Annotated in this window: 17 protein-coding genes and 1 tRNA gene; 5 read left to right on the top strand and 13 right to left on the bottom strand. The window is 24.2% G+C overall.

Annotated features, from left to right (window positions below):
* Positions 1-68 precede the first annotated feature (68 nt).
* The 12 genes from H0H53_RS01095 to H0H53_RS01040 all read right to left on the bottom strand — a co-directional run bounded on the left by H0H53_RS01095 (position 69) and on the right by H0H53_RS01040 (position 13758).
* Positions 69-524, bottom strand: a complete 456-nt coding sequence (locus H0H53_RS01095) for a FixH family protein (protein WP_185870690.1) — start codon at positions 522-524, stop codon at positions 69-71.
* 17 nt (positions 525-541) lie between these two features.
* Positions 542-1405 (bottom strand): cbb3-type cytochrome c oxidase N-terminal domain-containing protein, encoded by an 864-nt coding sequence (locus H0H53_RS01090; protein WP_185870689.1) that lies wholly within the window; start codon positions 1403-1405, stop codon positions 542-544.
* Between the two features lie 187 nt (positions 1406-1592).
* Positions 1593-3785: a cytochrome-c oxidase, cbb3-type subunit I gene (gene ccoN, locus H0H53_RS01085; protein WP_185870774.1), complete on the bottom strand. Its 2193-nt coding sequence runs from the start codon at positions 3783-3785 to the stop codon at positions 1593-1595.
* 36 nt (positions 3786-3821) lie between these two features.
* Positions 3822-3995, bottom strand: a complete 174-nt coding sequence (gene ccoS / locus H0H53_RS01080) for a cbb3-type cytochrome oxidase assembly protein CcoS (RefSeq protein WP_185870688.1) — start codon at positions 3993-3995, stop codon at positions 3822-3824.
* A gap of 32 nt (positions 3996-4027) precedes the next feature.
* On the bottom strand, positions 4028-6328 hold the full coding sequence (locus H0H53_RS01075; RefSeq protein ID WP_185870687.1) for a heavy metal translocating P-type ATPase: 2301 nt from the start codon (positions 6326-6328) through the stop codon (positions 4028-4030).
* 25 nt (positions 6329-6353) lie between these two features.
* A complete protein-coding gene (gcvH, locus tag H0H53_RS01070) occupies positions 6354-6755 on the bottom strand; it encodes a glycine cleavage system protein GcvH (protein ID WP_185870686.1) in 402 nt (133 codons plus the stop codon).
* A 7-nt stretch (positions 6756-6762) separates the two neighbouring features.
* A complete protein-coding gene (locus H0H53_RS01065) occupies positions 6763-7446 on the bottom strand; it encodes a glycoside hydrolase family 73 protein (protein WP_185870685.1) in 684 nt (227 codons plus the stop codon).
* Between the two features lie 51 nt (positions 7447-7497).
* A complete protein-coding gene (locus tag H0H53_RS01060) occupies positions 7498-9432 on the bottom strand; it encodes a putative porin (protein WP_185870684.1) in 1935 nt (644 codons plus the stop codon).
* Between the two features lie 649 nt (positions 9433-10081).
* Positions 10082-10753, bottom strand: coding sequence for a YggS family pyridoxal phosphate-dependent enzyme (locus H0H53_RS01055; RefSeq protein WP_185870683.1), 672 nt, complete (start codon positions 10751-10753; stop codon positions 10082-10084).
* A 2-nt stretch (positions 10754-10755) separates the two neighbouring features.
* Positions 10756-11823: a 3-phosphoserine/phosphohydroxythreonine transaminase gene (gene serC / locus H0H53_RS01050; protein WP_185870682.1), complete on the bottom strand. Its 1068-nt coding sequence runs from the start codon at positions 11821-11823 to the stop codon at positions 10756-10758.
* 68 nt (positions 11824-11891) lie between these two features.
* Positions 11892-13241, bottom strand: a complete 1350-nt coding sequence (gene tilS, locus H0H53_RS01045) for a tRNA lysidine(34) synthetase TilS (RefSeq protein WP_185870681.1) — start codon at positions 13239-13241, stop codon at positions 11892-11894.
* Position 13242: 1 nt separating this feature from the next.
* On the bottom strand, positions 13243-13758 hold the full coding sequence (locus H0H53_RS01040; protein ID WP_185870680.1) for a shikimate kinase: 516 nt from the start codon (positions 13756-13758) through the stop codon (positions 13243-13245).
* A 100-nt stretch (positions 13759-13858) separates the two neighbouring features.
* Here H0H53_RS01040 and H0H53_RS01035 point away from each other — a divergent pair.
* Positions 13859-13931: transfer RNA gene (locus tag H0H53_RS01035), tRNA-Lys, on the top strand.
* Here H0H53_RS01035 and H0H53_RS01030 read toward each other — a convergent pair.
* On the bottom strand, positions 13932-14708 hold the full coding sequence (locus H0H53_RS01030; protein ID WP_185870679.1) for an exodeoxyribonuclease III: 777 nt from the start codon (positions 14706-14708) through the stop codon (positions 13932-13934).
* Positions 14709-15005: 297 nt separating this feature from the next.
* Here H0H53_RS01030 and hisG point away from each other — a divergent pair, with 297 nt between their 5' ends.
* The 4 genes from hisG to hisB are packed head-to-tail and all read left to right on the top strand — an operon-like array spanning position 15006 to position 19499.
* On the top strand, positions 15006-15863 hold the full coding sequence (gene hisG, locus H0H53_RS01025) for an ATP phosphoribosyltransferase (RefSeq protein ID WP_185870678.1): 858 nt from the start codon (positions 15006-15008) through the stop codon (positions 15861-15863).
* Positions 15864-15882: 19 nt separating this feature from the next.
* Entirely contained in the window at positions 15883-17184 is a 1302-nt protein-coding gene (gene hisD, locus H0H53_RS01020; RefSeq protein WP_185870677.1) for a histidinol dehydrogenase, read from the top strand.
* Positions 17181-18302 (top strand): histidinol-phosphate transaminase, encoded by a 1122-nt coding sequence (gene hisC, locus H0H53_RS01015; protein ID WP_185870676.1) that lies wholly within the window; start codon positions 17181-17183, stop codon positions 18300-18302. The genes hisD and hisC overlap by 4 nt, the downstream gene beginning before the upstream one ends.
* 15 nt (positions 18303-18317) lie before the next feature.
* Positions 18318-19499 carry a bifunctional histidinol-phosphatase/imidazoleglycerol-phosphate dehydratase HisB gene (hisB, locus tag H0H53_RS01010; RefSeq protein ID WP_185870675.1) on the top strand — a complete coding sequence of 394 codons (1182 nt, stop codon included), beginning with the start codon at positions 18318-18320 and terminating at the stop codon, positions 19497-19499.
* Positions 19500-19517 lie beyond the last annotated feature (18 nt).

Here is a 19517-nt window from a genome sequence, read left to right as displayed (position 1 = left end):
TATATTTTATTAAATTCTGAAAACAGATAAAAAAAATAAATTGTAAGTAAACAATCACAATATTTTTTTTATGACCAAAAAAAATTTTTTTCTAAAAAAAATTTTTTTTCATTGGATTTCCATCTAATGATAAGTTTGTAATATCCTTTTTTCAAAAATTTTTTAGAAATAAATAATGTTTTATTTGAATTTCTTATCGTTTTAAAAGAAAAAGAACGTGAAACATCTAAATCTTTAGAAGAATATCTAAATAAAGTAAAAAAACCATGAACATTATCTAAAATCTGTGGAAATATGATTTTAATTCCAGAAGATAAAATGGATATTTTAATTTTTTTAGGAAGTTTTAATGCATTTTTTTTTTCATTTATAATTTCTTGATATCTTATTTCTTCTTCATAATATCTATCTGATACAAGTTGACTTTCTACATGAGGAAAAAAAAATGCAGTGTAAATAATAAAAATTATAAAAACAAACAAAGATAATACAATTCCTGTTTCCCAGGAAAATTTTATTTTCATTATTCAAATTTAATAAATCAGTTCCAATCCATAATTTTTTTTCCTTGATGAGTTTTAGATTTTATAGGTTTTTTTGATTTTGTATTTATAAAATAAACATAACTAGATATTTTTTGAATATCATTTCCTTTAATTTCTCCTGATTCTCCAAAAGCTCGCATAGTGGGATTATTTTTACTTCCATTCCAAATTATAGAAAATATATTTTTAAATAAATTTTTATCCACAATATTTATCCAGTAATCATCTGTCAAATTAGGTCCTATATTTCCACTTCCATCAGACTGATGACAAGTAGCACAATTTTCTTCAAAAAGAATTTTTCCACTATCTATAAATTTTTTGTTAAAAAAAGCATTTGCTATAGTAACTTGAGGAGTTTTTTTTTCAAAAATTTCTATTTCTTTTAACTGTTTTTTATAAGCTATTTCATATTCTTTATAAGGATTAGAAAAATCTGTTAAGAAATAAGAAAAAAAATAAATAAAGGAAAAAACAATTGTAAGATAAAAAAGATGAATCCACCACATTGGTAATTTATTATCTAATTCTATAATCCCATCAAATCCATGATCTATTCTTTTAACTTCTTGATTTATTTTAGGATCATGAAATATAAATTTATAAAATATAAAAAAATAATTTCCTTCATTTTCCTCCAAAATCTGACGTCTTTTTTTTTCTGTTAAAAATTTTATTTTTCTACGAAATATTAAATCATCAATAGAATCTAAAATAAATAGTAAAATTGTTATCGTTATAAAAAAGGATATAGTTATTGGATGTCCTATATAATGATCCCCAAAAATAATATAGAACATAAACATTATAACAGATAAAATAGAAGGAATCATAATAAAATAAGGAATTTTTGATCTCATAAATATTCCTGTTTTTTTTTATTCCCTTCTAAAGGCAACTCCCTGACTTTTTCATAATATTTTTTAGGTTTTGAAAACACAAAAAATAAAATGAAAAAAAAAGTCATTAAAAATAAAATTAATATAATAGATTGAAAAATTCCAATATACTTTTCTGTTGAAAAGTATTGTTTAAAAAAACTTATCATTAAGACTTAATATCGATTCCTAAACGTTGTAAGTAAGAAATAAGAGCTATGACCTCTCTTTTTTCCAAAGGGATAAATTTCTCTTTTTCTTTTACTTTTTGTAAATCTATTTCTTTTTTTATTTCTGGATATTCATTATATATATCAGAAACAATTTTATTTGCTTGAAAATCCATATCATGATTCAAATTTTTTATATCTACCGAAGTATATGGAACTCCTAATTTTATCATAGCTTTTATTTTTTTTTCTGTATTAGATCTATCTAATTTATTGTAAATTAACCAAGGATACCTTGGCATAATAGAACCAGGAGATGTTGAACGAGGGTTATGCATATGTTTATAATGCCAAGAATTAGGATTTTTCCCTCCTTCTCTTGCTAAATCAGGTCCTGTTCTTTTAGATCCCCAAAGAAATGGATGATCATATACAAATTCTCCAGCTTTAGAATATTCTCCATAACGAACCACTTCATCTCTAAATGGACGAACTTGTGCACTATGACAGGCGTTACAACCTTCTCTTACAAAAAGATCTCTCCCTTCTAATTCAAGAGCTTTATAAGGTTTTACACTATTAATAGTAGGAACATTAGATTTGATTACTAAAGTAGGAATGATTTCTATAAATCCCCCAATAGCAACAGCTATAAAAGAAAGGATAGTTAGTTGTATAGGCCTTTGTTCTAACCAACTATGAAACTTTTCATTTTTATTATTATGAGAATTATCATAAAATGGAATTCCTTGAAAAAATTCATCATTAAGAAAATAACCTTTTTTTATAGTCTTAACTATATTATAAATCATTAAAATGAATCCAATAAAATAAATAATTCCACCGATAAATCTTATTTTATAAAAAGGAATAATGGATAAAACTGTATCCAAAAAATTTTTGTATGTTAAAGTCCCATCAGGATTGAATTTTTTCCACATTTCAGATTGTAATACAGATCCAAAATACATAGGAAATACATACAATATAATTCCCAATATTCCTAAAAAAAAATGAATATTGGCTAATAAAATGGAATATAATTTGGTATTCCACAATTTTTGTGTTAGCCAATAAATTATTCCAAAAGCCATAAATCCATTCCAACCTAAAGTTCCTAAATGAACATGAGCAATAACCCAATCTGTAAAATGCCCAATAGAATTAAGTGTTTTAGTGGCAAGCATAGGACCTTCAAAAGTTGCCATTCCATAACAAGTAATTCCTACAGCAAAAAATTTCAAAATAGGATCTTTTTTTACTTTTTTCCAAGCTCCTCTTAAGGTTAACAATCCATTTAACATCCCCCCCCAAGAAGGAGCAATTAACATAATGGAAAAAATAGTTCCCAACATTTGAGCCCAATTAGGAAGGGAAGTATACATTAAATGATGTGGTCCAGCCCATATATATATAAAAATTAATGACCAAAAATGAATAATAGAAAGTTTATAGGAAAAAATAGGTTGGTTAGATGCTTTTGGAACAAAATAATACATTAATCCAAGTATAGGAGTTGTTAAAATAAATGCAACTGCGTTATGTCCATACCACCATTGCATTAAAGCATCCTGTACTCCAGCATATATAGAATAGCTTTTAAAAGATATAAGCGAAATAGGTAATTCAAGATTATTAAATATATGTAACATAGCGACAGCGACCCATGTTCCTAAGAAAAACCAAACACTAACATATAAATGTTTGATTTTTCTTTTTAAAATACTTCCTATCATATTTATTCCATAAACAATCCAAATAAAAAAAATCAATATATCTATAGGCCATTCATGTTCAGCATATTCTTTGCTAGTATTGATTCCTAATAAAAAAGTAATCCAAGTAGAAAGAATAAATATTTGCCATCCCCAAAAATGAATCCAACTAAGAGAATCACTAAAAATTCTTGTTTTTAAAAGACGTTGCAAAGAATAGTAAGATCCTGTAAAAATAACGTTTCCAACAAAAGCAAAAACAGTAGTACTGGTATGTAACATTCTCCAACGTCCAAACCCCATTATTCCTTGCGAATTTCTCAATTTATTTCCTAATAAAAATTCAGGAAATTCAGGATAAAATAACATGAGAGCAATAACTAATCCCGCAAAAAAACCGACAGTAGCCCAAAAAATAGTTGCATATAGAAAAGCTTTAACAATACGATTATTATAATAGTATGTTTCTAGTTCTATTTTCCTCATAATAAAATAACATAAAAAAATTATTATTCATTTTTTTTCTTTCTCACAAGAATCATCCTGATAAAAATCATCAATTAAAATCCTAACTCTAGGAGTTTCATAATCGTCAAATTGTCCAGAATAAAGACTGATTAAAAAAATAACCAGAAAAATACCCCCTAAAGAAATACTAGATAATATCATAAGAATTAATATATCCATATACACCTAAAAATTTTTTCAAAAAAATAAATTTAAGATAAAAATCTACGTGAAATTATCCAAGTAGAAAATATAGAAAATATAATAACAGATAAAGAACTCAAAGGCATTAAAATAGCAGCTATAAAAGGTTTTAAATATCCAGTTACAGCAAATATGATTCCTATTCCATTATAAAAAAAACTAATTATAAAATTAGTTATGATCAATATGATAGAAATTCTAGAAACTTTTAGAAATAAAAAAATTTGATCTAAATGATCAGACTGAATAAAAGCATCACAACTTGGAAAAAAACTGCTAGGATTTTCTGAGACAGCAATTCCCACTTCACTTTGATTTAATGCAGAAGAATCATTAATTCCATCTCCAAACATCATTACTTTTTCTCCTTTATTTTGTAATTTTTTCACATAATTTAACTTTTCTTCTGGACTTTGATTAAAAAATATTTTACTTGATTTGGGTAAAATAGATTCTAAATATTTTTTTTCTAATTTATTATTATCTCCGGAAAGAATAATGATCTTATATTTTTTTTTTAGATTTTGAAATATTTTTTTTACTCCATTACGATAATAATTTCTAAATAAAAAAGAACCTATAAATTTATTGTTTATAGAAATAGAAACACTTGTTGTTGTATTTGTTTTTTTTTTTATATTATTATTCTCGCAACAAGAGAAATGATTATGAATTCCTAAATATTTTTGAGATCCAATCTTAACTGAAACATTATTTATTATTCCTTTTAATCCTTTTCCAATTATTTCTTGAAAATTTTTTATAGGATAATATTCTTTTATATTGACAGATAATTCTTCAAATATTCTCTTGCTCAAAGGATGATTCGAATTTCTTAACAAAGAAGCAATGATTTTTTTATCGTGATCTTTTAGATTTCCTACAAAAAAAATTTTCTCTTTATTTGTATCCGTAAGAGTTCCTGTTTTATCAAAAATTAAAGTTCTTATAGTGGAAATTCGTTCCATTGTAAAAATATCTTTTACATAAAATCCTTTTTTAGAAAAAAACCGTATGATATTTCCCAGTATAAATGGAGTTGAAAGGATTAATGCACAAGGACAAGTAATGATTAAAACAGAAAAAGTGGTTTGAAATACTTTTTCCACATTAATAAAATACCAATAAATTCCAGTTATGACAGAAATGATTAAAACAATAGGAGTAAAATATCGACTTAATTGATTAGTTATTGAATTAAAATAAAATAATTTTTTATTTTTATCACGGAAATTTTTTTTCCATAATAAACTCAAATAACTTTGATCTACATTTTTAATCACTTCTAAAAAAATAGCTTCTCCTTTTTGTTTTGATCCAGCATAAATACGATCCCCTATTTTTTTAGAAACCAAATGAGATTCTCCCGTAATAAAACTGTTATCTAATATTGCTTTTCCTTTCATTAAAACAGAATCTACAGGAATGATTTCTTCATTCTTAATGAGAATGATATCTCCTTTTTTTAAAGAAGAAAGCAAAATTTTTTCTTCTTTTTCATATTTTTCATAATATTTATGATGGATTTTTGTTACAGAAATAGGATAAAAAGATTTATAATTATTATCAAAAGAAAGTATTTTATTATGAGTATGAATTTGAAGCATTTTACTAATGAGTAAAAATAAAGAAAAACTAGCAAGACTATCAAAATATCCGGATCCCAAATCAAAAAAAACTTCATAACAACTCCATGAAAATAGAACTAATACTCCAATAGATATTGGAACATTTATATTATTAAAAACATGTTTTTTGAATCCTAAAAATGCATCTTTTACATGATCTATGAAAAAAAAGAAAACTATCGGTAAAGAAAGAATAATCATTAAATAACGGAAAAAATAACGATTTTTTAAAAACCATAAATCTTCTTCATAAGCTCCCACATATTCTGGAATAGATAAAAGCATGATATTTCCAAAACAAAAAAAAGAAATAGCTAATTTTCCTATTAATTTTCTATTAAATATTTTTCCATTTTTTTTTACATCCTTCATATTTTCTTTTATGGATTCAAAATTAATAGACGGTTTATAACCAATTTTTTCAAGGTATTTTGCTAACTCACTTAGTTTTAATTTTTCATTATTAAATGTGATTCTAACTTTTTTATTGGTAAAATCGACTGTAGATTCAAAAATATATTTATGATGATTAGACAATTTTTCCAAAATTAATATACAAGAACTGCAATGAATAGAAGGAATTAAAAAACGAACACAAGTAATATTTTTATGTTTAAAATCAATTATTTTTTCTTCAATTTTTTCATTATCAAGAAAATGAAAATTTTCAGTTATTTTCATAATTAAATAATCATTTTATTTTTTATTATTCATTTTTTAGATATTTATTATTATATTCTTCAAAAGACATTAGTTTATCATATTCTTTTTTATCCAAAATTCTAATTCGAAGAATCCATCCTTCATCATAAGAATTTTTATTTATCAATTCTGGTTTTGATTTTAAGTTTTGATTAATTTCAAGGATTTTTCCTGAAACTGGCATAAATAAATCTGAAACAGTTTTAACAGCTTCTATTGTTCCAAATACATTTCCTTCTTTTATTTCCGTTTCTACAATAGCATCATCTATATCTAAATAAATAATATCTCCTAATTCGTTTTGAGCAAAATGAGTAATTCCAACAACATAAGTTTTTTTATTATTTTTTTCATCCAAACCAATCCATTCATGATTAGGACTATATTTTAAATTATTAGGATTCATACGAGAATTATTTTTTTTCCAGTTTAACGTATTTTTTCAGAAAAAAAGAAATCTTTTTAAAGAAATGACTTTGAAAAAAAGATTCGAAAATAGTTTTTTTTGTTTTTTTCATCTTTATTTCAGTTAAATATTTATCTATTCTTTTCTCTATTCCTTGAGAAGTTTCTTCATCAAAAATCCACAAAGAATACTTTTCTATTTGAGAAATCAATTGATTTGAATACTTTAAAGAAGTTGCGTATCCTGCTTTTTTCAGTCCAATTGCCCAAGATCTATAATCTTTCTTTTTTAAAAGGAATAATTCAGAATAACGAGGTTTTTTCAAAAATTTTGAATGATCATTAAAAGATTCTCTAACCGATTTATACTTTCTAAAACATTCCTTTGGAAGATCATCATCATGATAATAAATATCTCCCTTCCAATCTTTTCCACATTTTATTCCAAAATGATTATTTGTTAATTTTGCCAATGGGCTATTTCCACTAGATGATTCCAAAATCCCCTGTCCTAATTTAATACTAGCTGGGATTCCAAACTTCTCCATTTCTTCAATAGAAAACTTAGCATATTCCTTGATATATTTAAGGACATTTTGCTTTTCATTTTTTTTTTCTTCTTCTTTTTCTTTTGAAAATAAAAAGAAAAAAGTTATAGAAAAAGATAAAATAAAACAAAAAAATTCTTTCATATCACTTAACAATAATAAAATTACATATTTTGTGTTAAAAAAATTTTTAACTCAAGTAAAAAGATTCCATAATAGACCTACTTTGATAGAAAAATATTTTTTTATTTTCCTCTTCCTAATCCTAACACTATCCCTATTCCTATTATTATCATCATTAGTTTTTTCATTTGTATTTGTTATTATTATCGGATCACTTATAATAAGATTTTGAAGATCTTGTATACTTGCATAAAATATAACTCTAAATATTTTGAAATTTAAAAAATAATCTAACAAAGGTATTTTTCTAACAATTTTCTTTGGATAACATTCATTTTCTCCTGAATAAAAAGAAAATAAATCAAAAGGATAAGAAGAAAAATCTTGATGATAAAATTTGTTAAAATAATGAATAGAAATTCCAGTTTGTATAAATAAAGATTTATCAAAATAAGAATCTTTATAAGAGATAGTATTTCTTGAAATAAAATTTGGAATAGAAAAAATTAATTGATCAGAATTGTATTTTTGATACAAAAAAACATTATTAAATTGAAATTTCCATATATTATGAATTGTTCCTATTTTGAATTCACATGAATTGATATATTTCCAATGCAAAAAATTTGGAACTTTCTCTTTGTTAGAAGAATTATTCATTTTAGATATTTTTAAAGAAATATCAAAATTTTCTTCTTTTTTTGGAAAAAAAAAGAAAATTATAGATTTTTTTGTATAAAATCCATTCATAGTGTCATAATAATATTTGTTATTGTTGTCACATTCCTTATTCTTTTGAAAGAAAGAAAAATGAATAATATCAGGAAAAATATTAGTATTTTCAATACTCAATTGAGTTAAAAAATGAAATTTTGAAAACAATAATGTATTCAATTGAGTATTGGCTTGTAAATAATTTTTAAAATGATTATTTTCTATATTTACCATCCATTTTCCATTTGAATGAAATTCAAAAATTTTATTAATGATATGATCAATTTTTCCTTTTATAGAAATAACATTTAAATCTTTTTTTTTCTTATAAATTTTTTTATTCAAGAGATTATTTAATAAAAATAGTTGATATCGAATTCTATCATAAATAACCCCTATTTCAACATTATACCTTTCTTTTTCTTCTCTTCCAAAAATCAAAGAACATTCATTTTTTAAATGATAATAATTGATCATATTATTTTGAATGACTTCTTTAGAAAGAAAATGTTTTTTGAAATATTTTGTATACTCTATATGATTTTTTAAAATAGGTTGATAATTATCCAACCATGATAAAAAAGGAAAAATTTTTTGAATAATATTTATATAAAATCTTTCATAAAAAAAATTTTGTTTCTCAAAAAAAATATTATTATTTGTAGTCTCCCAAATAGGTTTTTTTCTTTTTTTTTCACTAGAAAAATTTTGATACAAATAATGTCCCCACAATTTTTGAAAATGAGAGGATTTTTGGTCTTGATAAACAAATGTTGTTAAGAATAACTGTTTTTCAAAATTAGGTTCTTGTTCATTCCCATGATGATTTCTTATTCTATTTCTATATTCTATAGAATAATTCATTTTTTTATTAGGACTTTGAGTAAATAAAACTCCTAAAGCATTTTCTTGAAGAAAATTTACAGAATAGAAAATTTCAGAAGTAGGTGTTTTTACATCAAAATATCTAATTTTTTCAGGAGAAAAAAAAATATCATTAAAAAAGTTGTTGTTATGATCACTATTGTGATTCAATGATTTTGTAAGATTTTTTTGTATTAATTCTATATTAAAATTATTTTCACGATTCGTCAAAAATCCAAAATGATCCTTTCTAAATAAAAAAAAATTGTGAGAATAATCCTTTTCCATAGAAATAGATGTTGTTTCTAAAATTTTTTTTTGGTTATTTTCTTCAGTCCAATACTGATAATCTTGATCAGTAGGACTATAAAATTCTGTTATTTTTTTTTGATCCATGATTTCTACTCCTTTTCCTATGAAAGAAAACATAAAAAAAAAAATAAAATATGAATATTTTTATATAATTAAACTAAAAATTATACTATTTATAATTAAAAACCACACAAATATGAAAAAATATAATATTTAAGTTCATGTTAATATCATCTCTAAAATCATCTTTAGTCTAGAGAATGAAATGGTATTCTTTTTTTCATCATGTATTATAGAACTATTCAAAAAAAACTTTTGGCTCCCTTATTAGGGAGCATTTTTCATTCAAATACATTATTATTATGAGAGAATATTCTGATTGTCAATTTACAAAAAAATTCTCTTTTATTCCTTGCATAATAAATAAATACAGTTAATGTAATCCAAATAATATCTTATTATCTAATTCTAATGGTAAATTGTTGTTGTCTATTCTGATAGTTTAAATAGAGAAAATGTTTTTCAAGATGAATAAAAATATTCATATTGGATAACTTAACAAAAAATCCTGTAACAAAAAAAAATCTAGAAATTTGGAGTTCAATTTTATACAGAATATTTCTCTCATAAACTGATACTGATAGGGAATGGTTTTTTTTGTGTAAGTAATGGTGGTATGGTCTAAATCTTTTTAGAATCTCTCTTCTCTTCTTCTATTTCTATAGAATATAGAATAAAAAAAAGCAAGAACAGCATTAAAAAAAAATTAAATTGTTTTATTTTTTTTTCTATTTCCGAAAAGAAATGTTCCTAAACGAATAAGAGTGGTTCCATATTCTATAGCTATGGGATAATCTCGACTCATTCCCATAGAAAGAATAGAACAATGTTTATACTTATTTTTATAATCATTGTATATTTTATTCAAAAAATCAAATTCATAACGTATTTTTTGAATCGGTTTTTGGAAAGATGCTATTCCCATTAGGCCAATAATTTTTACATTTTTCATATTTTTATATCTTTTATCTTCCAATATGTTATTGGCTTGTTGATATGTTATTCCTGATTTATTTTTTTCATTACAAATTTTTATTTGTAATAGACAATTTACAACACGATTATGTTTTAATGCTATTTTATTTATGATTTGAATATGTTCAAATTTTTGAACACTATGAATTAAATCAATAAAAGGGACAATGTCTTTTAATTTATTGCTTTGAATTCTTCCAATCATATGCCAACGAATGTCTTTTGGTAATTTTTGATATTTTTTTACCATTTCTTGTACATAATTTTCTCCAAAATCTCTATGTCCTATTTTGTACAATTTTTCTATAGAAGAAACATTTTGGTTTTTAGATACTGCTAAAATTTTTATATTTTTTGGGATTGATCTTTTTACAAAAAGAAAACGATTTTTAATATGATTCATGTTTAAGAAAATTTTTTTTCAAATTCTTTCATTATGTGTATTAAAAATCGAACACTATCTAATGATAAAGCATTGTAAATACTAGCGCGATATCCTCCTAAATATCTATGTCCATCTAATCCAACAATGTTTTCTTTTTTCCACATTTTATTAAATTTATTTTCTAGATTTTTTTTCTTTAAAAAAAAAGTAACGTTCATATTAGAACGATTTTCCTTATGAATTTTGTTTTCAAATAGATTGCTTTTGTCTATTTCATCATATAATAATTGAGCTTTATATTCATTTTCTTTTTCTAGAATGGAAAGACCTCCCTTATTTTTTATCCATTCTAATGTTAACATGGAAGTATAGATAGAAAATACATTTGGAGTATTGAAAATCCTATTGTTTTTAATATGAATCATGTAATCTAAATAAGAAGGAATATTTCTTTTTTTAATTTTTCCAAGAATTTCTTTTTTTACAATAACAATAGTCATTCCTGCAGAACTTACATTTTTTTGTGCAGAAGCATAGATCAAACTAAATTGACAAAAATTTAATTTTCGACTAAATATATCTGAAGACATATCACAAACCATTGGAATAGGAGTATTAGGAAATATTTTCATTTGTGTTCCAACAATAGTATTATTGGAAGTACAATGAAAATAATCTACTTCGTTTGGAACCTTATAATTTTTAGATATATATGTATAGTTTTTTTTTTTACCGGAAAAAAGAATCCTTACTTTACCAAATTTTTCCGCTTCTTTAATAGCATTATTTGCCCATATTCCTGTATCTAAATAAGCTGCTTCTCTATTCATTAAATTAGATGGAACCATTGTAAATTGCAAGGTCGCCCCCCCTTGAAGAAATAAAATGGAATAATCATCATTTAAATTCATAGTCCGTTTAACTAATTCTGTTGTTTTTTCCATTATTTCTATGAAATCTTTACTTCTATGAGAAATTTCAAGTAAAGACAATCCACTTTGATTAAAAGATATTACAGATTGAGCTGATTTTCTAATTACTTGTTTAGGTAAAATAGAGGGGCCTGCACTGAAATTATGTATTTTCATAGAACAACTAATTCTTATCAAAATTAAAAAAAAATATTAATTGAAATTGGATTACTGAAATCCAACAATTATATTTTTATTCCTAATATTTTTTTTGTTTTTTCTGTAACCTTAAATCTATCATCTAAACGATTTCTTAAAACTAAAATAATATCTTCATTTCCATTTACTAATAACCATGTTTGTTCTTTTTCCAAAAGAGAAAATTTTTTTTCTTTATAATATTTGCTTAATTTTTTCTTTCCTTTCATATTTATAGGATAAAAATAATCTCCTTCTTTCCATGTTCTTAATTTCAACGGAAATTGAATTTTATCAAAATCTATAAACGATATCATTGGTTTATTTTTTTCTATTTCTGTATGAAAAGAAAATTTTACATTTACAGGTAATGATAGGTTTCTACTATAATCATTGTTTTTGATGATATTGGGGATCAAAAAAACTTTATTTTTATTTGCAAATAAAAATGAATTTGAGATTAAAATCCAAAAATTTCTGTTTTTAATAATACGATATTTTTTAGATATTAATTGTTTTCCTGATTGTGCATAAAGAAGATTTTTTAAACTTTTTATATGATTAGAAAACCCATAAGAAAAAAATAATTTGAATAAATAAAAAGATAAAGGTTGTAAATTCATGATTTGATTACATGATATTTTCCAATAAAATGGATTATATTTTTTTTCTACTGTTATTTTTTTATTAATTTCTTGAATTTGTTTTTCTATTAAAAAATTCTCTTGATGAAGATAATCAATACTTTTTTTTATTCCTTTGAAAGAAAAGGAAAAAACAGATATTACTGAACGTATTTTATTTCTTAAATACTTATCATCTAGATTGCTTTTATCTAATCTCCAATTTAGATTTCTTTTTTTAGCATAAGACAAAATTTCTTCTTTTGTAAAACTAGAAAGAGGACGAATGAATTTTCCATTTTTTTTAGGTATCCCTAATAATCCTTTGATTCCTGTTCCCCTCATTAAATTTATAAAAAAAGTTTCTATAGAGTCATTAAAATGATGTCCTAATGCTATCAACTCATATGAATTTTTTAATAATTCATTAAACCAATCGTATCTAAGTTTTCTAGCTGACATTTGTATAGATAACTTCTGTTTTTTAGAAAAATCAAAGGTATTAAATCGCTTAATATGATATGTTATATGATTTTTTAAACAAAATTTTTTCACGAAATCTTCATCTTTATTAGATTCTTTATTTCTCAGTGCAAAATTACAATGCGCAACACCTAATATAGTATTAGGAATATGAAGTAATAAATTTAAAAGAACCATACTATCTAATCCTCCACTTACAGCAACGCATATTTTTTTATTTTTTATTGGAAAATTGTTTATGATTGTATCTAAAAAAAAATGATCATATTTGTTGTATGACAATTGATTCATATTATTTAATGATGAATTGTGTTATTTCTTGAACTATATCTTTTTTGGATTTTCCAGTAATATCTATCTTTCTAAAAGATTTCTCATAAAAAAAAATTCTTTTTGAGAAATGACTAATAATAAATTTGAATAATTCTTTTTTAGACAAATGAGCAATTAATGGTCTCGTTTTTTTTTCTAAAGATAATCTTTTGAACAATGTATAACTATTAGTTTTTAGATAAAAAGTTTTTGAGAATTTATTCAATAAATCAATGTTATTATAATAACAAGGGGTTCCTCCTCCAACAGATAAAATATATTTTTTGTTCTTTTTTAAGATTTTTTTAAGCATTAGATGCTCTATTTTTCTAAAAGAATTTTCTCCTATTTTTTTAAAAAGATTACAAATTGAGTCATGTTGATCTTTGACAAGAAGATCGTCCAAATCATAAAAATCAAATTTCAATTTTTTAGACAATATTTCTCCTATAGAAGTCTTTCCACTACCCATGTATCCGATTAAAGTCACTTTCATATTCATTCATAAAACATAAAAATATAAAAAAATTAGTAGTATCTTTGTTGTTCATATATATAAAATAAAACAAACAAAATCGTCTTGCATTTTCTAAATTGACCTGATAGCTCAGCTGGTAGAGCATTACACTTTTAATGTAAGGGTCCTGGGTTCGAATCCCAGTCAGGTCATTATTCAATAATTTCTTCTTCTAATTCTAATACAGTAGGACAATGATCTGAATATTTTATTTCAGGTAGTAGGTAAGCATTTTTTATCTGTTTTTTCAAAGATGTACTAACCATGGCATAATCAATCCTCCAACCTTTATTATTTTTTCTAGCATTATAACTATAACTCCACCAACTATAATGGTTGGCTTCCTTAACGGAATTTCTAAAACTATCTATGAATCCTAAATTTAAAAAATGTGTCATCCATTTTCTTTCTTCTGGTAAAAAACCGGAAATTTCCATATTTTTTATGGGATCATAAATATCTATCTTTTGATGACAAATATTGTAATCCCCACAAATAATGAGATTATTAAATTTTTTTTTAATTTTTTTGATGTAATCAAAAAATTGATTCATAAAATAAAATTTAAAATTCAATCTCTTTTTCATATTCCTTCCGGAAGGAAGATAAAGGTTTATGACTGATATTTTTTTTAAGTCTATACGTATAACTCTTCCTTCTTGATCAATAGAATTTAATCCTATTCCATATTCTACATGGTTTGGTTTTTTTTTACATAAAATTCCTACTCCACTATATCCTTTTCTTTTGGAAGGAAACCAGTAATGGGAATATCCAAAACTTTCTAAAATATTTGTGTTTATTTGTTCTGGAAAAGCTTTAATTTCTTGAAAACATAAAATATCTGGCTGACATGCTTCAATCCAATGAAATAATCCTTTATTAATTCCAGATCTAATTCCATTGATATTATAACTAACAATTTTCATTTTCTAAAAAAAATTTTGATTAAAAGTTAATCATCTAATTTCTTTTGAAAAAATTGAATAGGTCTAAAATAGAGTTTCGAAAAGGTTAAAGAATATTCAAAATAGTTTTTTATATTTGCTGTAATGCATTATTCATTCATTATTATTATGATGATGCATCAATTTTAATCTAGTTCATCTATATATTTTATCTACTATCTATAGATACTATAATATATATAATTATGATGAAAGATTACTAACTAATAAAAAAAGCTTACAGAATAATCAAAGAGTAAGCTTTTGTTATTTTTTCCTATGGATAAACTTAAAATAGCCATTCAAAAATCAGGACGTCTTTATGAAGACTCTATCAAGTTGCTTAAAGATTGCAGCATTGAGGTTAATATTGGTATAGATAAATTAAAAACAACAGCCCTTAATTTTCCACTAGAAATCCTTTTTTTACGAGATGATGATATTCCTCAATATTTAGAAGATGGAGTCGCTGATATAGGAATAGTAGGAAAAAATGTTCTTTTGGAAAAAAGAAAAAGAATACAAATTAAAGAAACTTTAGGTTTTGGAAAATGTCGTCTTTCTATAGCTGTCCCTAAATCTATTAGATATAATGATCTAAATGATTTAGAGGGAAAACGTATTGCTACAAGTTATCCTTTTTTAGTAAGAGAATTTTTTGAAAAAAAATATATACAAGCAGAAATTCATGAAATATCTGGAGCCGTTGAAATTGCACCTGGAATCGGATTAGCTGATTGTATTTGTGATTTAGTGAGTAGTGGATCTACATTATTTATGAATGGATTGAAAGAAGTAGAAACCATTCTTCAATCCGAAGCTGTTTTAGCTTCTCATCTTCATTTAGGATCTCCACAAAATATCATAATGGATAAATTATTATTTAGGATACGAGCTGTAAAAAAAGCTAAAAATAATAAATATATTCTTTTAAACGTTCCTAATGAAAGATTAGAAAAAATAATCTCTTATCTTCCCGGAATTAAAAGTCCAGTAATTCTTCCTTTAGCAAATACAGAATGTAGTTCTGTCCATTCTGTAGTAAACGAAAATGATTTTTGGGGGATAATAGAAAATTTAAAAGCACTTGGAGCACAAGATATATTAGTCCTTCCAATAGAAAAAATTATACTGTAAATAAAAAATATACCATAATATGGATGATATTCAAGTGTACTCTTACCCTTCATACAAAACATGGAAAAATCTTATAAAAAGACCTGTGAAAAATGTTCATCAATTAACGGATTTAGTATTATCTATTATCAATAATGTAAAATTATATGGAGATATTGCCTTGAAAGCTTATACAAAAAAATATGATCATTTTAATTTAAAAAATATTCAAGTAACAGAAGAAGATATTGATAAATCAAATTTGAAAATTTCAAATTGTTTAAAAAAATCTATTGATATAGCATATCAAAATATTTTATGTTTTCATCAAAATCAAATACATGAAGAATCAAAAATAGAGGTATCCCAAGGAATCACATGTTGGAGAAAATCTATTCCAATAGAAAAAATAGGATTGTATGTTCCAGGAGGATCTGCTCCTTTGTTATCTACTGTTTTAATGTTAGGAATTCCTAGTACATTGGCTGGATGTAAAGATATTGTTTTATGTACTCCCCCAAATAAAAATGGAAAAATTCATCCGTCTATTTTATATACGGCTAAATATGTAGGAATACAAAAAATATATAAAGTTGGGGGTTCTCAAGCAATTGCCGCTATGGCTTATGGGACGGAAAGTATTCCTTCTGTTTATAAAATATTTGGTCCAGGGAATTCCTATGTCACAATAGCTAAACAAATTGTATCCCAAAAAGGGATTGTTTCTATAGATATGCCTGCTGGTCCTTCAGAAATCGTAATTTTAACAGATGAAACTGCTAATCCAGAATATGTTGCTTCTGATTTACTTTCTCAATCAGAACATGACTCAGAAAGCTATATTCTTTTAGTTACTATATCTAACGACTTTTGGATAAAAAAAGTCAAAGAAGAATTAAAAAAACAATTACTACATCTATCTAGTAGACAAGATATTATTAAAAAATCTTTAAAAAATAGTAAAATAATTCTTCTTTCTTCTTTGGAAGAATGTATTCATTTAATTAATAAAGTAGCTCCAGAACATTTGATTATTAATTGTCATAATGCTTCTTATTGGGGAAATAAAATAAAAAATGCTGGATCCGTTTTTTTAGGAAATTATTCCCCAGTTAGTATGGGGGATTATGCTTCTGGAACAAATCATGTTCTTCCTACATATGGATACGCTAAATCTTATAGTGGGGTATCTGTAGATAGTTTTCTTAAAAAAGTGACTTTTCAAAAAATTTCTAAAAAAGGGTTACGAAATTTATCAAAATGTGTAGAGATTTTATCTTCTGAAGAAGGATTAATAGCACATAAAAAATCTATTAAAATTAGATTAAATAATGAATTATGAATCAACAATCTATTACCTGTTCAAATTTTGATTTAAATTCCTTAATAAGAGATAATATTCTTAATATAGATCCTTATCTCTCAGCTAGAGAAGAATTTCAAAAAGAAAAAGATTTTATTTTTTTAGATGCTAATGAAAATTCTTTTGGATCTCCTTTATCATTTTCTAATTCATATAATAGATATCCAGATCCATTTCAAATGGAATTAAAAGAAAAAATATCAAAAATAAAAAATGTTTTTTCATCTAAAATATTTTTAGGAAATGGAAGTGATGAAATAATTGATTTAATTTATCGTATTTTTTCTCGTCCAAAGATTGATCATTCTATTATTTTTCCTCCTACTTATGGAATGTATGAAGTTATCGGAAAAATTCATGGAGTAGATGTTGTAAAAATTTTTCTAACAAAAGAAGAATATCAATTAAATTTAAAAAAAATAGAAAATGTAATCACTCAATATAGTAAGATCATTTTTATTTGTTCTCCGAACAATCCTACTGGAAATGATATAAAAAAAAAGGATATTCAAAATATTATAAAAAAATTTACAGGAATAGTTGTTTTAGATGAAGCTTATATTGATTTTTCAGATCAAGAATCTTTTTCTCTAGAAATAGATCAATATCCTAATTTGATTATTCTACAAACGCTTTCTAAATCTTGGGGATTAGCTGGATTGAGAATAGGAATCGCTATTACTTCTGAAGAAATTATTCAATGGATGAATAAAATAAAATATCCATATAATGTTAGTCAAATTTCGCAAAAAATAGCGATCCAAGCATTGGATAATAAAGATCTATTTTTTTATCATTTAAAAAATATTCTTTCGGAAAGAAAGTATATGGAAGAATCTCTAAAAAAGATTTCCATAATAGAGAGAGTATATCCTAGTTCTTCAAATTTTTTGCTAGTTAAAATAACCAAATATTCAAAAAATCTTTATAGATATTTGATTGAAAATAACATAATAGTAAGAGATCGTTCAAAAATTATTTTATGTAATGAATGTTTAAGAATAACAGTAGGAACTCATGAGGAAAATGAATATTTAATAAAAAAAATTAAAAAATATTCTGAAAAATGTTTAAATGTCTCATACAAAAGAAAGTAATTGTATAAAATTGAAATGAAAAAAATATTATTTATAGATAGAGATGGAACAATCATTAAAGAAGTTCCTCCTACTTATCAAATTGATGACATTAATAAAATAAATTTTTATCCAAAGGTTATATTTTTTTTATCAAAAATAGTTCATGAATTGAATTATGATTTAGTCATGGTGACCAATCAAGATGGATTAGGCACTGAAAAATTTCCAGAAAAAAATTTTTGGCCTATACACAATCATATATTAAAAATTCTAAAAACAGAAGGAATCAATTTTTCTTCTGTTCATATAGATAAAAGTTTTCCAGAAGAAAAATCTCCCAATAGAAAACCTGGGACAGGAATGCTAACTTCTTATTTAAAAAACTCTAATTATAATAGATCAAAATCTTTTGTTATTGGGGATCGAATTACAGATGTTTTACTTGCCAAAAATTTAGGATGTAAATCCATATGGATAAAGGAACATCATAATAATGATCAACTTACAAAAAAAGAAGAAAAATTTTATTTTGGAAAAATAAATAAGGATATTCTAATCAAAAATGTAGTTGTATTACAAACTGATAATTGGAAAGAAATTTATGAATTTTTATCAAAATTAAAAGAGACATCCAAAAAATTTCTTGTCCATAAACGGACTACATTAGAGACAGATGTAAAAATAATTATTCGACTTTATGGAAAAGGAGAATCTCATGTACAAACGGGAATTGGATTTTTTGATCATCTTTTACAACAGATTTCGTTTCATAGTTTAATAGATTTAAATATTCATACAAAAGGAGATATTCATGTAGATGAACATCATTTAATAGAAGATACTGGAATAACTTTAGGGGAAATATTTTATCAAGCTATAGATAAACGAGGAATAGAACGTTACGGTTTTTTTTCACTTCCTATGGATGATTGTTTAGCCACAGTTGCATTGGATCTTGGAGGACGTAGTCAATTATCTTGGAAAGTACAATTTTACAGAGAAAAAATAGGAAAAATTCCTACGGAAATGTTTTTCCATTTTTTTCAATCTTTTTCTTCATCTGCAAAATGCAACATTCATATCCATGCTACAGGAAATAATGAACATCACAAAATAGAATCTATTTTTAAGGCTTTTGCCAAAGCTATCAAGATGTCTATACAAAAAGATCCTAATCGTAAATTACATTTACCGAGTTCTAAAGGGATCTTGTAAAATTTAATGAAAAAAATA

The sequence above is a fragment of the Blattabacterium cuenoti genome (assembly GCF_014251955.1).
Classification (GTDB): Bacteria; Bacteroidota; Bacteroidia; order Flavobacteriales; family Blattabacteriaceae; genus Blattabacterium; species Blattabacterium cuenoti_L.
This window is presented reverse-complemented; position numbering and strand designations above follow the sequence as displayed.

Excerpts from the sequence above, each read along its gene's own strand:
- H0H53_RS01065 (WP_185870685.1), bottom strand. The coding sequence starts at position 7,446 with ATGAAAGAATTTTTTTGTTTTATTTTATCTTTTTCTATAACTTTTTTC.
- H0H53_RS01055 (WP_185870683.1), bottom strand. The coding sequence starts at position 10,753 with ATGAATCATATTAAAAATCGTTTTCTTTTTGTAAAAAGATCAATCCCA.
- gcvH (WP_185870686.1), bottom strand. The coding sequence starts at position 6,755 with ATGAATCCTAATAATTTAAAATATAGTCCTAATCATGAATGGATTGGT.
- tilS (WP_185870681.1), bottom strand. The coding sequence starts at position 13,241 with ATGAATCAATTGTCATACAACAAATATGATCATTTTTTTTTAGATACA.
- H0H53_RS01030 (WP_185870679.1), bottom strand. The coding sequence starts at position 14,708 with ATGAAAATTGTTAGTTATAATATCAATGGAATTAGATCTGGAATTAAT.
- ccoS (WP_185870688.1), bottom strand. The coding sequence starts at position 3,995 with ATGGATATATTAATTCTTATGATATTATCTAGTATTTCTTTAGGGGGT.
- H0H53_RS01090 (WP_185870689.1), bottom strand. The coding sequence starts at position 1,405 with ATGAGATCAAAAATTCCTTATTTTATTATGATTCCTTCTATTTTATCT.
- hisC (WP_185870676.1), top strand. The coding sequence starts at position 17,181 with ATGAATCAACAATCTATTACCTGTTCAAATTTTGATTTAAATTCCTTA.
- H0H53_RS01095 (WP_185870690.1), bottom strand. The coding sequence starts at position 524 with ATGAAAATAAAATTTTCCTGGGAAACAGGAATTGTATTATCTTTGTTT.
- serC (WP_185870682.1), bottom strand. The coding sequence starts at position 11,823 with ATGAAAATACATAATTTCAGTGCAGGCCCCTCTATTTTACCTAAACAA.
- H0H53_RS01075 (WP_185870687.1), bottom strand. The coding sequence starts at position 6,328 with ATGAAAATAACTGAAAATTTTCATTTTCTTGATAATGAAAAAATTGAA.
- hisB (WP_185870675.1), top strand. The coding sequence starts at position 18,318 with ATGAAAAAAATATTATTTATAGATAGAGATGGAACAATCATTAAAGAA.
- hisD (WP_185870677.1), top strand. The coding sequence starts at position 15,883 with ATGGATGATATTCAAGTGTACTCTTACCCTTCATACAAAACATGGAAA.
- H0H53_RS01040 (WP_185870680.1), bottom strand. The coding sequence starts at position 13,758 with ATGAAAGTGACTTTAATCGGATACATGGGTAGTGGAAAGACTTCTATA.
- hisG (WP_185870678.1), top strand. The coding sequence starts at position 15,006 with ATGGATAAACTTAAAATAGCCATTCAAAAATCAGGACGTCTTTATGAA.
- H0H53_RS01060 (WP_185870684.1), bottom strand. The coding sequence starts at position 9,432 with ATGTTTTCTTTCATAGGAAAAGGAGTAGAAATCATGGATCAAAAAAAA.